11 protein-coding genes are annotated in these 12,920 nt (G+C 54.6%); 4 read left to right on the top strand and 7 right to left on the bottom strand.

Going from position 1 to position 12,920, the window contains the following annotated elements:
* Positions 1-13: 13 nt before the first annotated feature.
* From AB8516_RS08115 to AB8516_RS08085, 7 genes are read right to left on the bottom strand one after another with little or no spacing between them, the layout of a single operon-like run.
* Complete coding sequence (locus AB8516_RS08115) at positions 14-1,747, bottom strand: hypothetical protein (protein WP_369159696.1); 1,734 nt, start codon at positions 1,745-1,747, stop codon at positions 14-16.
* Complete coding sequence (locus AB8516_RS08110; RefSeq protein WP_369159694.1) at positions 1,744-3,084, bottom strand: tetratricopeptide repeat protein; 1,341 nt, start codon at positions 3,082-3,084, stop codon at positions 1,744-1,746. The genes AB8516_RS08115 and AB8516_RS08110 overlap by 4 nt, the downstream gene beginning before the upstream one ends.
* The gene (locus AB8516_RS08105; protein WP_369159692.1) at positions 3,081-4,109 is read right to left on the bottom strand and encodes a VWA domain-containing protein; all 1,029 of its coding nucleotides are present in this window, start codon (positions 4,107-4,109) and stop codon (positions 3,081-3,083) included. The genes AB8516_RS08110 and AB8516_RS08105 overlap by 4 nt, the downstream gene beginning before the upstream one ends.
* Entirely contained in the window at positions 4,102-5,142 is a 1,041-nt protein-coding gene (locus AB8516_RS08100; protein ID WP_369159690.1) for a VWA domain-containing protein, read from the bottom strand. The genes AB8516_RS08105 and AB8516_RS08100 overlap by 8 nt, the downstream gene beginning before the upstream one ends.
* Positions 5,135-5,614 carry a DUF4381 domain-containing protein gene (locus tag AB8516_RS08095; protein WP_369159688.1) on the bottom strand — a complete coding sequence of 160 codons (480 nt, stop codon included), beginning with the start codon at positions 5,612-5,614 and terminating at the stop codon, positions 5,135-5,137. The genes AB8516_RS08100 and AB8516_RS08095 overlap by 8 nt, the downstream gene beginning before the upstream one ends.
* Complete coding sequence (locus AB8516_RS08090) at positions 5,615-6,526, bottom strand: DUF58 domain-containing protein (RefSeq protein WP_108292704.1); 912 nt, start codon at positions 6,524-6,526, stop codon at positions 5,615-5,617.
* A gap of 21 nt (positions 6,527-6,547) precedes the next feature.
* Positions 6,548-7,504 carry a MoxR family ATPase gene (locus tag AB8516_RS08085; protein ID WP_108292702.1) on the bottom strand — a complete coding sequence of 319 codons (957 nt, stop codon included), beginning with the start codon at positions 7,502-7,504 and terminating at the stop codon, positions 6,548-6,550.
* Positions 7,505-8,272: 768 nt separating this feature from the next.
* Between AB8516_RS08085 and typA the strand changes: the two genes are divergently transcribed.
* From typA to AB8516_RS08065, 4 genes are all read left to right on the top strand, one after another.
* Positions 8,273-10,087 (top strand): translational GTPase TypA, encoded by a 1,815-nt coding sequence (gene typA, locus AB8516_RS08080; RefSeq protein ID WP_369159685.1) that lies wholly within the window; start codon positions 8,273-8,275, stop codon positions 10,085-10,087.
* A gap of 321 nt (positions 10,088-10,408) precedes the next feature.
* A complete protein-coding gene (pip, locus tag AB8516_RS08075; RefSeq protein WP_369159683.1) occupies positions 10,409-11,359 on the top strand; it encodes a prolyl aminopeptidase in 951 nt (316 codons plus the stop codon).
* Positions 11,356-11,793 (top strand): D-aminoacyl-tRNA deacylase, encoded by a 438-nt coding sequence (gene dtd / locus AB8516_RS08070; RefSeq protein ID WP_369159681.1) that lies wholly within the window; start codon positions 11,356-11,358, stop codon positions 11,791-11,793. Before pip ends, dtd begins: the two co-directional genes overlap by 4 nt.
* A 53-nt stretch (positions 11,794-11,846) precedes the next feature.
* Entirely contained in the window at positions 11,847-12,806 is a 960-nt protein-coding gene (locus AB8516_RS08065; protein WP_369159679.1) for an MBL fold metallo-hydrolase, read from the top strand.
* The last annotated feature ends 114 nt before the right edge of the window (positions 12,807-12,920 follow it).

The following is a 12,920-nucleotide window of genomic DNA, read 5'->3' as shown; positions in this document are numbered from 1 at the left end:
GCGCTGTCAAGAATCAGCCACTGGTGGCCTTGTCCGGATTGAGGTTTGGTAATAGGGATCCGGAGGGTGTGCTTTTTACTCTGGATCGGCGGGGCCATAATCTTATGCTGGGCCGAATTTCATGTTTGAAGGCCTCTTTCCAGCGATCGAAATCAAGGTTGCTGTGACCGTAGATCGCCTGTTCCAGCTCGTGTATGAGGGTATGGATCTTCTCTTCCTGTGCCTTGGGGTGGAAGTCGATGATATGCTTGCCAATGACACTGAAGGGTACATTAGGCGGTAGACTGAGATGTTTGTTGGCGAGAAACCTCAGGGTGTAGCCCCACACCTCCGGATCCGTCTCTTCATCCACGAAGCGGACACAAAAATAGAAACGCACTGACAGAGGTAACATGCCTACCAAATTGCGACGCCAGCGTTGCCAATGGGCGGCGGGATTGAGGACGGCGGTAGTGGTGCGGAGCTTCGCCTTGAGTGGTGAAAAGGCCGGTGCCATCTGTTGCATCGGGCGTTGTAGAAATGCGACCAATGGCGCCAATGGGGAATGTTGTGTGTCTCCCTTTCTGCGGTGGGAGATCCAGATTGCCATCCAGTACCCGAAAATAACACCGAACACCACAGAGAGAGGAATCCAGAATGCGGAGGAGGTGCCTGCAGGAAACAGGGTACTCTCTTCGTCGACGTTGAAAAAACCGTTTGCTTTACGGGTACCGCTGACAGCGATCGGCTGCAGGGGGATAGAGGCCCGTTGTGGAACGTGTATTCGTGTATTCCACCAGCTAACGCTCAACTGGGGTAGTTTCAGATCACCACCATATTGAGGTACCAGGGTAAAAGTCTCCAGGCGACGGCTGACGAGCTTATCGGTACTCTTGGTCAGGTTGGTCTCCACCCGACTCTGTTCCCGGTAGATACGGAATGCATCGGATTTGAGCTGTTGTTCAAGGCTGGGGAGTTGTTCACCAGCAATGCCCACGGCATTGATTTCGGTTACCAGGGTGAAGGGCTTGCCGGCGGCAGCTTTGAGCTTGCCAGGCAATTTGATTTTCAGATCGAGCTGTTCCACGGGCAGCCAGGGCGTACTGTCTGGGTCGGTCTCTCTAATTTCAAGCTGTGGCGGGCTGTTCATCGATACATCGAATGGCCTGTTGCCCCGGCTATATGTGGTTAGTTGCTCCTCCTCTCCCGTGATGCTCAGTTTGGGTAGCTGATACAGGCCCGCCTTAAGCGGGGTCAGGGTGAAATAGAAATCGTTTACGATCTGCCTTTTACCATTACGGGTGCGGGAGTAGGTAACAGGATCCTCAAGCTGCTGCAGGATGAAGTGGTCACTCGATGGAATGTGCGGCGTTGCAGTACGCAGGTTGTTTTGGCTGATGACACTGATTTTGAGAATTACGTTCTGTTGCACATAGGGGCTCTGTATCGAAAGCTTGGTTTCAATCTGAGGTGCCTGGGTCGGTGTTGAATAGTAGTTCTGTGGTGAATATCCGGGGTATTGGCGGCCAGGCCAACCCGCATAGGGTGATTGGGCCGTAGCGGTCGGCTGACTTTTTGTAGGCGTGTTGGATTGGCGTCGATCGGGTGGGGCGAAGTTCCACTGCCCTGGCGGCATCCCTTGCCAAGGAGAGTTGCCCGGAAACGGATTGGCCGTGGCAGGGCAATGAACGGACAACAGGATCAGCGTGATCAACACAAGTCCTGTCGAACCCATGCTTTCCCATCGTCTGGAAGCTAGATATGTCACCAGGGTCTTGTCTCCGTATCGCGGCCGCCTCGGCTACGAAGGTATTTATACTCTTCCAATCTGAACTGCTGTTGCATAAGTTGGGCCGGGTCTCCCTCAACTTGATCCAGCCATTGTTCCATCAATGCGTTTGCACCGCTTAAACGGGTCTTTTTAATACCCTCCCCATCAGCTTGTTGCTCACTTTCCTGGGGCTGATCGCTTTGATCCACCTGATCCACTGCCTCGGAACGGGCCTCATCTTCCGGGCGGACATGGCGTTCACCGGTATCCCGACCCAGTTCGTCGCGCCGTTGTGATCCAGGTGCCTGTTTCTCCTCCTCATCTCCCTTTGCATCGAGATTAGCAGACTTTTCATCAGCTTGTTCGCCCTCGCGTGGTTGATCCTGCGGCTCTTCCTCGCCTGATTCGGTCTGTTGCTCTTCCCTGAATGCCTCACCGTCACTCTTATCCTGCTGCCGTTCCTGCTCCCCACTCATCTCTTGCTGCTCTGCCGATGTCTCACTGCCATCCTGCTGCTCTTCGCTCTCCTTCCGATCGCCGGATTCCTGCTCCTCATCCTGCTGTTTTTTGCCATCCTCCGAGGGTTTTTCCTGTTGTCGTTGGCCGGTTTGTTGCGCTTCTCCTTGCTGCTCGCCGGATTGTTGCTGCTCCTGTTGTTGCTCGCCGGACTGCTGCTGCTCCTGTTGTTGTTCGCCGGACTGCTGCTGCTCCTGTTGTTGTTCGCCAGATTGCTGCTGCTCCTGTTGCTCTTCGCCGGATTGCTGCTGCTCCTGTTGCTCTTCGCCGGACTGCTGCTGCTCCTGTTGTTGTTCGCCGGACTGCTGTTGCTCTTGTTGCTCTTCGCCGGACTGCTGCTCCTCCTGCTCCTGTTGCTCCTCACTCGACTCAGACTCTTTTTCCTCCGTCTCAGATTCCTGTTCCTCCTCTTTTTCCTCTTCCTCGTCTTTGGGTTGCTGTGCCAGTTTTTCTCTCGCCAGGGCCAGATTGTGGCGTGCATCGGTATGGTCCGGATCGCTTTCCAGTACCTGTTCATAGGCTTCGATGGCGCCCTGGTAGTCCTCCAGTTTGTAGCGGCTGTTACCCTGGTTGTAACGGGCATCCAGTTTGACCTCCTCCCGCTCTACCTGGCTGAAATCCTCGCTGGCAGCCTGGTAGTCGCCGGTGCGGTAGTGGGCGACCCCTCGGCGATAGGGGTCCTCGAATTCCTTCGCCGCCTCCTCATAGTGACCTTGGTTGTAGTTCTCTGCTGCCTGTTGCTCCTGATTCAGAAACCAGTTGGCTTCTGCCAGTGAGGCAGACAGGAGGAGTGTTGCGGAGAGATAGAGGATCTTCATGCCTGGGTCTCTCCCGGTCGTCTCACCCTGAAACGGGATAGCAGGAATAGCAGTAAGGGGAAAATCAACCAGTAGAAGCGCTCATTCCAAACCCGGGTCTTCTCCTCTGTGGGGGCCGGTCTGCCGACATCGCCGATGGCAAGTTTCAGAATATTGCGGCTGTCCTGGTCTCGAAAGTCCGCACGCTGATAGTAACCGCCCCCTGCCTGCGCGAGTTGTTGTAACAGGGGTTCGTTGAGTCGGGATTCAATGATCTTGCCGCTCCGCTCTCTCATCAACTCACTCTGGCCAACGCGGGCAGGCACGGGACCACCCCCCGTTGTGCCTATACCCATGGTGTGCAAAACGATGCCCTGTTCCGCGAGATCCTCGATTCGCTCCAAGAGTCCTGGCTCGTCAAAATCTCCATCACTGATCAGCAGGATACTGCTTGAACTCTTTGTGCCTTCACTACCGAGCAGTTGCTGAGTACGTTCCAATGCGGCGATCAGGCGGCTGCCCTGGAGATTGGCCAGGTCGGAAGAGACTGCCGGCAATGCGTTGAGGATGCTTTGAGTGTCTTCGGTAATCGGAGCCACCACATGGGGCACGGTTGCAAAGGCGATCATGCCGATACGCACTTCCCTGTTCAGCGCAACCAGATCCTGCACCTCCTGGCGCGCCCGAGCCAGGCGGGATGGCGGTACATCAGCTACGTTCATAGAACGGGAGATGTCCATCAAAATGACCAGATCACTGGCTGGCGAGAAGGCCTCGATATCGGTGTAGTCCCAGCGTGGACCAGCCAATGCCAATACCAGCAGAATCCATAACAGACCCCAGCGTGTGAATCGACTCCAGCGCTCATCCACACTCAGTTCCCTCACCCCCGTCAGGTGTGGCAGCAGGTGTTCGTCGGCATAGCGGTGAAGAGGACCTTTAGCGGGACGTACTACACTGTAGATCAGCCACCCAAGGACCGGAATCAGGCCGAGCAGGGCGAACAGCCATTCCGGACGGGCAAAGTGAAACAGCGATTCAGGCATAACCGCCCCCTCTCAGCCGCCTTTGCCTGCCTTCTGGATAGATCCCCAGAAGCAACAACAGCAGCAGTGCAGCGCTGAGTGGCCAATAGTAGAGAGGTTGGGGGATGAATACGGTGCGGGATTCGGCCTCGGTCTTTTCCAGCTCATCGATGTGCAGATAGATCTTTTCCAGTGCCGCGGTGTCGGTGGCGCGAAAATAGGCGCCGTCTGCGGTCTCCGCTATCTCACGCATGACCGCTTCATTGAATCCCAGGTCGGTGCGGGTAATGATTCGGCCATTCTCCATGATCGGTACACGCTTCTTATCGCTGCCAACGCCTATGCTGTAGATTCGAATACCTTCCTCTGCAGCCAGTTGGGCGGCCTTCAGGGGCGGTATGGTACCCGCTGTATTCTCGCCGTCTGCAATCAGCAACAAGACCCTGGATCCCTGCGGTCGCTCTCTGAGTTTCTTTACGCCCAGGCCCAAGGCATCACCTATGGCGGTCCCGTCACCGGCGATACGGGGGATCACTTCACTCAGAAGGCTGTTGACTGCCTTGCGATCATAGGTGAGGGGGGAGAGTACGTAGGCTTTGCTGCCAAACACCACCAGACCGATGCGGTCTCCCTGTCGCCCCTCGATGAACTTGGCGACCACCCCCTTCACCACCTGCATTCGACTGACCTGTTCATCATTCAGGGTGAAATCGAGGGCATTCATGGAATGGGAGGCATCCACAGCCAGCATCAGGTCATATCCCGCGGTGCGATTTTCGGTATAGGGTTCAAGCCATTGGGGGCGCATCAATGCCAACACCAGCGCCAGCCATAAGAGATGGAGCAGCCAGCTATACAGGCGGGCACTCAGGGGCTGGCGCGGTTGACGTGTGTGAAAGGCGTCCTGCAGGTGGGTCAGGCTTGGATGCAGCAGGGTGGTTTGCATCCCCTCCACCGATTCATGCTGTCTATTCGGCGGGCGCGACCAAAAGAGTCGGATCAATAGCGGGAGCAGCAGTAAGAGCGCCATCCAGGGCCAATGAAACTCAAACATGACAGGCTTCCTCGCTGACCCAGTGGATGGCGGCATCGATCAGTTGCGCCAGATCACTCTTGTCGGCATCGCGATCAGGCGGGGCATAGGGGAGTACCAGCAGTATCCGGCCTTTTTCACGCCATAGAAAACCGCTTGAGTCGTTGCTCTGCAACCAGTCGAGCCAGGTCTCGTCGGTAAGGGCGGCGGTCACCTCCCGGCCGCAACGGGCTATGGCGATACGCCTCAGCAGTTCGGAGAGCTCACTTGCCACCTGTTTCGCCGGCTCGCGTTTCATGCGCCGCCGTAAGGCGAGCAGGTGGCGCCGCGCGTCCTGTTGCCATCGTCCTAACGGATAGAGCCGGCGCCACCTGATGAATAGCCAGATCAACAGCGCCAACAGTAGGAGCAGTGCCAGCAGCAACCACCATCCGGGGGCGGGTGGCCACCAGGGGGCTGGGTCAATACCTCGAATATCGCGCAACGGGTCCATTCAGCGCCTGCCAAAATGCTTCGCCAAGCCATGAGACAAGGCCAGGTGGATCTCTTCATTGGTGGCAATCGGCATCAAAGGTATGCCCAGGACGTTGGTCAACTGGATCAGTGTGTGCCGGCGCATATGCCAGGTTTGCGTATAACGCTCTCTGGCCTGGTGGTCGCGGGTATCGATCTCCAGCGCGTTACCGTCAGGACCGACAAAGGTGACCTGTCCCATATCGGGTAGCTCCCTGTCCGCTGGATCATCAACCGGTACCAGCACCAGGGTATGGTGTTGGCAAAGTCGACCCAGGGTCTGCTTCAGGTCCTGGATCTCACGGTTCATGTCGGCTATCACAAAGATCAGAGATCCGGTTGCCGTACCCCGGTCGGCCCGTTGCAAGGCTTCAGAGAGGCAATCGATATGCGGTTGCTGCGTGGTGCCCTCTTTTGTGAGGGCGTGCAGCAGGCGCCATAGTGCCCGGCGGTCCTTGGTGGGACGGAAGTACTGCATCCCCAGGCGATTATCGCCAAACAGCATGCCCCCAACCCTGTCATGCAGCTTGGATGCGGCCCAGCCGAGCAGGGCGGCCGCTTTGGCGGCCTGTATCGATTTAAAAGTACCCCGCGTGCCGAAGCTCATATGCGGGCCTCTGTCGATACAGAGAACAACGCTACGCTCCCGCTCTTCGCGAAAGATCTTTAAATGGGGTACGTTGGTGCGTGCGGTGACATTCCATTCCATGTTGCGTATATCATCGCCTTCGCGGTACTCCCTCACCTCTTCGAAATCGAGACCGGTGCCACGGAACACGGAAGCATAGAGACCGCTGAAGCTGGTATTCACCAGATGGTGCGAGGCAAGTCCCAGGGTATGGGCCTGATGGCGTAGTTCCAGCAGATCATCGATATGGGGATAGAGGCTCATAGCGATACGGCGCCCTGCAGGTTAGGGAATGGCAACCATATCCAACAGGCGGGAGAGAAAATCGTCAGTAGTGATGCCTTCGGCCTCCGCTTCGAAGGTCAGCAGGATGCGGTGTCGAAGAATGGCCGGGGCAACGGCTTGAATGTGGTGGGGAGCGACGAATTCTTCGTCGTCCAGCCAGGCCTTGGCGCGTGCGCATCTTGCCAATGCGATACTGGCGCGAGGCGAAGCGCCGAAGCGACACCAGCGGGCCAGGTCCTTATCATAGGCCTTGGGATCCCGGCTTGCCTGGACCAGGTCGACGATATAGCTGTTGAGCTTCGGATCGAGGTAGAGTTCGGCCACCTGTTGGCGAATTGATGTCAGCTTCTTTTGCGTCAATGGTTTGTCTGGTGGTGTCGGTTTCTGTTTTTGCTGGGCACTGTCCAAGTCCAGAATCTCAAGCTCCTCTGCCCGATTCGGGTAATCCACATTGGCCTGCATCAGAAAACGGTCGAGTTGGGCCTCCGGCAGGTGATAGGTGCCTTCCTGCTCAACCGGGTTCTGGGTTGCCAGTACCATAAAAAACGAGGGCAGCGGGTAGGTTGTCTGACCTACCGTGATCTGTTGTTCTCCCATCGCCTCCAGTAACGCCGACTGTACCTTGGCCGGTGCCCGGTTGACCTCGTCCGCAAGCAGGATATTGTGGAACAGCGGCCCCTGACGGAATTCGAACTCACCCTTTTCATGGCGATAGATATCGGTACCGATGAGGTCGGACGGCAGAAGATCAGGTGTAAACTGGACACGGTGAAAATCGCCTTCAATGGCCTCCGCCAGGGCCTTTACGGCAGTGGTTTTAGCAAGGCCGGGCAAACCCTCGATGAGTAGATGGCCGTCACTGAGAAGACAGATCAACATACTTTCGATAAAACTGGTCTGGCCGATGACACGCGAAGCCAAATGTTCACGGAGCGGAGCAAGGTCGGATGAGTTCATGGATGGTTCTACTTCATTTTCTGCTTGTTTTAAGTCGCGCAACTCGTAGGTATTGGTGTTGAAATTCCAACCCCGGCTTTATTTTTTGCTCAGGTTGCGTCTCGCTCTATCCTGTCCATATTCTTCCCAGAGTGCAAGCTTTAGAAGAAGTCCAATCTATTTGATTATTAGTAACTGTTTAACTAGCACCTGTTATTTTTCTTGTGTTTCTTACCGTCGTGTCTGAAAAAGAGCCAATCGCGGAGTAACGAGGAATAAGCAGTATGACCTGGATAATCGCATTGCAGGTTATATCTACACGGAGGTAGCTGGAGTTGTGATCGCATTTTGCTAGAGGAGCTTCCTCATTACCCACAGACAGGCTTTTGCCGAGATCATAATAATAAACTGTGCACATAGGGAAAGGTTGAGGGATTGACTCAGACATTTACCTGAACCAAGGTTGGGCACGGGCCTTATATATCAATCTAACTCTATGTTTTTAAAGGCTAACAACAAATTGTTCATTTTTTTTACGATTTAATGAATTCCCCCGTTTTATCTGCCTTTGAGGGTGGTTTTCAGGATTTATCAACAATGTTATCCACAGAACTTGTGGGTAATTCTGAAAGTTATGAAATGAAAAGGGGTTGTCGATAGATGATAACTATTACTCTTCAGAATGCTCTGTAACTCATTGAATTAAAATATATTATAAAAAATAAAAAGATAATTTTCGTGATAAGGGTATAATCCGCCATCTTTTTTTACTCCGGACGGGCTGTTTCAGTGATCGAGAATCTAAGAAATATCGCCATTATCGCGCATGTCGATCATGGCAAAACCACACTTGTGGATGAACTGTTGAAACAGTCTGGAACCCTGGGTGAGCGTTTTGGCAATGTCGAGCGCGTCATGGACTCCAACGATCAGGAGAGGGAACGGGGTATCACTATCCTGTCTAAGAACACGGCCATCCGCTGGAAGGAATATCGTATCAATATCGTCGATACACCTGGACATGCCGATTTTGGTGGTGAGGTGGAGCGTGTGCTGTCAATGGTCGATTCCGTACTATTGCTGGTGGATGCCCAGGAAGGCCCCATGCCACAGACCCGGTTCGTCACCCAGAAGGCGTTCAAGCACGGCCTGCGACCCATTGTGGTGGTGAACAAGATCGATAAACCGGGGGCGAGACCCGACTGGGTTATCGATCAGGTATTTGAGTTGTTCGACCGTCTCGGTGCGACTGACGAGCAGCTCGATTTCCCCATCATCTACGCCTCGGCGGTCAATGGTTACGCAGGTCTGGAGAGTCAGGTGAATCAGGGCGACATGCGGCCGCTGTTCGAAACGATTGTCAATCACTGCCCGGCGCCTGAAGTCGATCCGGACGGTCCCTTCCAGATGCAGATCTCCAATCTGGACTACAACAGCTATGTCGGGGCGATCGCGGTGGGGAGAGTGACCTGCGGTACGGTGAAACCCAATCAACAGGTCACCGTGGTGAAATATGATGGAGAACAGCACCGCGGCAAGATAGGGATAGTCTACGGTTACCTCGGTCTGGAGCGCTTCGAGGTCGACCAAGCCAGCGCCGGAGACATCATTGCCATCAGCGGACTGGAGGCGCCCAATGTCTCCGACACCCTCTGCGATCCGGAGCATGTAGAAGCGATGCCTCCACTGTCCGTGGATGAGCCCACCGTCTCAATGACCTTTCAGGTCAATACCTCGCCCTTTGCCGGACTGGAAGGTAAATATCTCACCTCCAGACAACTTAAAGAGCGCCTCGAGCGAGAGCTGATTCACAATGTGGCACTGCGGGTCGAGGAAGGGACAGACCCGGAGAAGTTCAAGGTTTCCGGGCGGGGTGAACTGCATCTTTCGGTCTTGATCGAGAACATGCGCCGTGAGGGTTATGAACTGGCCGTATCCCGGCCGGAGGTCATCTTTCGCGAAGTCGAGGGAGAGGTTTGCGAGCCTTACGAGCAGTTGACCGTGGATGTGGAGGAGAAGGATCAGGGCAGCATCATGGAGGCACTGGGCGCGCGCAAGGGTGAACTCAAGGATATTGTGCCGGATGGCAAAGGAAGAGTCCGACTCGACTACATCATACCCTCCCGGGGATTGATCGGTTTTCAGACCGAATTTATGACCACCACTTCAGGCACCGGGTTGATCTACCATGTTTTCGATCACTATGGTCCCACCCAACAAGGGGGGATAGCCGCGAGGAAAAACGGCGTTTTAATCGCCAATGGCCAGGGTAAGGTGCTTGGATATGCCCTATTTAACCTCCAGGAGCGAGGCAGGCTTTTCGCCTCGCCGGGTGATGATGTCTATGAGGGGCAGATAGTGGGTATCAACTCCCGGGAAAACGATCTGGTGGTTAATCCTCTGAAAGGCAAGCAATTAACCAACATTCGGGCCGCCGGAAAGGACGACTCAATCATTCTGACGCCCCCGCTGCAATATAGCCTCGAGCAGGCGTTGGAGTTCATTGAGGATGACGAACTGGTGGAAGTCACTCCGGGTGCCATCAGGTTGCGCAAAAAGCACCTCAGGGAGCATGAGCGCAAACGTGCATCACGGGAGTTGTAGGGCAAGGCAACAGATCCTGGATCGGATACGTTTATTAATTTCGGGTTTGGCAGAATGGCGGGTCTGAGGTAATGTCAGTCATGTATAAAAGAAGAAGCCCAACCGCATTCCTTGCAGTTGGGCTTATAGTCGTCGGCTTGGTTGGCTAAGCTAATCGTCCCTGTGCTCTCCTGAGCTCTATGTCCTTGGTGTACATCCCTGATGACGACAACTTAATAATGACACAAAATGTAACTTTTACTGTGGGATTCCGCACATATTGTTTGTGAGATTTTTCTCTAATCGATGTAGGATTTTTCCTACATGGCGACATGAATATTGATGAAAGACCTGTATCCAGCCATTGAACCGTTCACATCGCAAATGCTGCCTGTGGATAACGGCCATCGACTCTACGTTGAGCAGGTTGGCAAGCCGGATGGGATTCCGGTGCTGTTTCTCCATGGTGGCCCGGGGGCCGGCTGTGAACCCTATCACCGCCGTTTTTTCAATCCCGATCACTATCGGGTCGTGCTCTTCGATCAACGTGGCTGTGGCCACTCCACACCGCATGCCTCGTTGGAAGCCAACACCACCTGGGACCTGGTGGGTGATATCGAAAGAATTCGCCAGCAGCTGAACATCGAGCAATGGTTATTGTTCGGCGGTTCCTGGGGATCGACACTCGCACTTGCCTATGCTCAATCCAACCCGGATCGGGTCACAGGGATGGTCCTCAGGGGCATCTTTCTCTGCCGTGATGAGGAGATCCGTTGGTTCTATCAGCATGGGGCAAGCCGTGTCTTTCCGGATTATTGGGAGGATTTCATCGCCCCGATCCCACAACAGGAACGGGACGACCTGTTACACGCCTATCAACGCCGCCTTAGCGGCGAGAACGATATTGATCGAATGGCGGCTGCCAAGGCGTGGTCGGTATGGGAAGGCCGCACTGCCAGCCTCCATCCAAACCCTGCGGTGGTCAGTTTTTTTTCAGATCCTCACACAGCCTTGAGTCTGGCCCGCATCGAGTGCCACTATTTTGTCAATCATGCCTTCCTGCGCCCCAATCAATTGTTGCTGGAGAGCGATAGGCTGGCGGATATACCAGGTGTCATTGTGCAAGGGCGCTATGATCTTATCTGCCCCATGACCTCCGCTTGGGAACTCCATCACGCCTGGCCGGGCAGTGAACTGAAAGTAATCGGGGATGCCGGCCACTCCGCGGCGGAACCCGGTATCCGCAGTGCCTTGATCGAGGCAACGGACAGATTTGCAAAGGAGTTGCCGTGATCGGGCTGCTGCAGCGGGTGAATGAGGCAAGCGTGCATATCGACGGTGAACCGGTTGCTGAGATCGACCGGGGACTGGCCGTGCTGGTAGGGATTCAGAAAAACGATGATAGCGGCAAAGCCGATCGCCTGCTTGAACGATTGCTGGGGTACCGTGTCTTCAACGATGAGACCGGCCGTATGAACTTGAGCCTGAGGGATATTCAGGGTGGTTTGCTGCTGATTCCTCAGTTTACCCTGGCGGCCGATACAAAAAAGGGTATGCGACCGGGGTTTTCCAGCGCCGCCGATCCGGAAGTGGGAAAACATCTGTTTTCCTATTTGACTGAGAGCGCGCAAGCACTGCACCAACCGGTGGCCTGTGGTATTTTTGGCGCTGATATGCAGGTGGCCCTCATCAATAATGGTCCGGTGACGTTTTGGCTGGAATGTTGAGTTGTTGATTTCTATAGTGTCTTTAACAGTGGCAAACAGGTGAACTCAAAATTATGCTGATCAGGTACCTCCCCCAATTGTTGTTTATCTCAATCCTGTTCTCTTCATACGCCATCGCCGATGAGCGCGGTCCCGCAGTCCCTGATTACCCCGCGGACAGGATAGCGGACGGAGTTTATGTCATACATGGCCCGCTGGGTGTGCCATCGGTGGAGAATCAGGGTTTCATGAATAACCCGGGTTTTGTGATAGGTGACAAAGGGGTGGTCGTCATCGATCCGGGATCGAGCGTCCAGACGGGGGAGATGGTACTGCGACAGATCAGTAAATTGAGCGATCTTCCTGTGGTTGCAGTATTCAATACCCATATCCACGGCGATCATTGGTTTGCCAATCAGGCAATACGCGAGGCATTTCCCGATGTGGCGATCTATGGTCATGAAGAGATGCGCCGATTGGTGGAAAAGGGCGATGGCAAGGCTTTTCTCGCCACCCTGATGCGTATGACGGAAGGTGCGGTTGCAGGCACGGTCGAGGTGCCGCCCGACCGTTCCACGGCACACGGTGATGAGATGGCCCTTGGCGGTGTGACCTTGCGCATCCATTATGAAGCAAAGGCACACAGCCACTCGGATATCATGATTGAATTACCGCGACACAAGGTGCTTTTTCTCGGTGACAATGTCCTGAGCAAACGTATGGGTCGAATGGATCACGCCACCTTCACAGGTAATATCGCCGCTATCGAACGTGCTTTGGGGACCCGGGCCGAGGTCTTTGTTCCCGGTCACGGCAAGACAGGTGGCCGTGAGGTACCGGAGACCTATCTCAGCTATTTAGACACCCTGAAAAGTGAGGTCGCAAAGCACTATGAAGAGGGTCTTAGTGATTTTGAGATGAATCCTCTGATTATTGAATCGTTGCATGACTTTCACGACTGGGTCGATTTTCAGCGAAACGTCGGACGGCATATCAGTCTTGCTTACCTGGAAGTCGAGGCTGAGCTCTTCTAGGACCGATCGGGTTAGTGTTGACAGGCCCTAGTGCCGTTTGGCTGCCTCAGACAGACCCATTCACCGGCATTTGTGTGGAAGCCGATAAACCGGCGCTGTCTTTTCAGAAGTTTT

This window comes from Candidatus Thiodiazotropha sp. LNASS1 (assembly GCF_964212655.1).
In the GTDB taxonomy this organism is placed as follows: Bacteria; Pseudomonadota; Gammaproteobacteria; order Chromatiales; family Chromatiaceae; genus Thiodiazotropha.
This window is presented reverse-complemented; position numbering and strand designations above follow the sequence as displayed.

Bases quoted from the DNA above. Each gene is read 5' to 3' on its own strand.
- AB8516_RS08110 (WP_369159694.1), bottom strand. From the start codon at position 3,084: ATGAAGATCCTCTATCTCTCCGCAACACTCCTCCTGTCTGCCTCACTG.
- AB8516_RS08105 (WP_369159692.1), bottom strand. From the start codon at position 4,109: ATGCCTGAATCGCTGTTTCACTTTGCCCGTCCGGAATGGCTGTTCGCC.
- AB8516_RS08100 (WP_369159690.1), bottom strand. From the start codon at position 5,142: ATGTTTGAGTTTCATTGGCCCTGGATGGCGCTCTTACTGCTGCTCCCG.
- AB8516_RS08095 (WP_369159688.1), bottom strand. From the start codon at position 5,614: ATGGACCCGTTGCGCGATATTCGAGGTATTGACCCAGCCCCCTGGTGG.
- AB8516_RS08090 (WP_108292704.1), bottom strand. From the start codon at position 6,526: ATGAGCCTCTATCCCCATATCGATGATCTGCTGGAACTACGCCATCAG.
- AB8516_RS08085 (WP_108292702.1), bottom strand. From the start codon at position 7,504: ATGAACTCATCCGACCTTGCTCCGCTCCGTGAACATTTGGCTTCGCGT.
- pip (WP_369159683.1), top strand. From the start codon at position 10,409: ATGAAAGACCTGTATCCAGCCATTGAACCGTTCACATCGCAAATGCTG.
- AB8516_RS08065 (WP_369159679.1), top strand. From the start codon at position 11,847: ATGCTGATCAGGTACCTCCCCCAATTGTTGTTTATCTCAATCCTGTTC.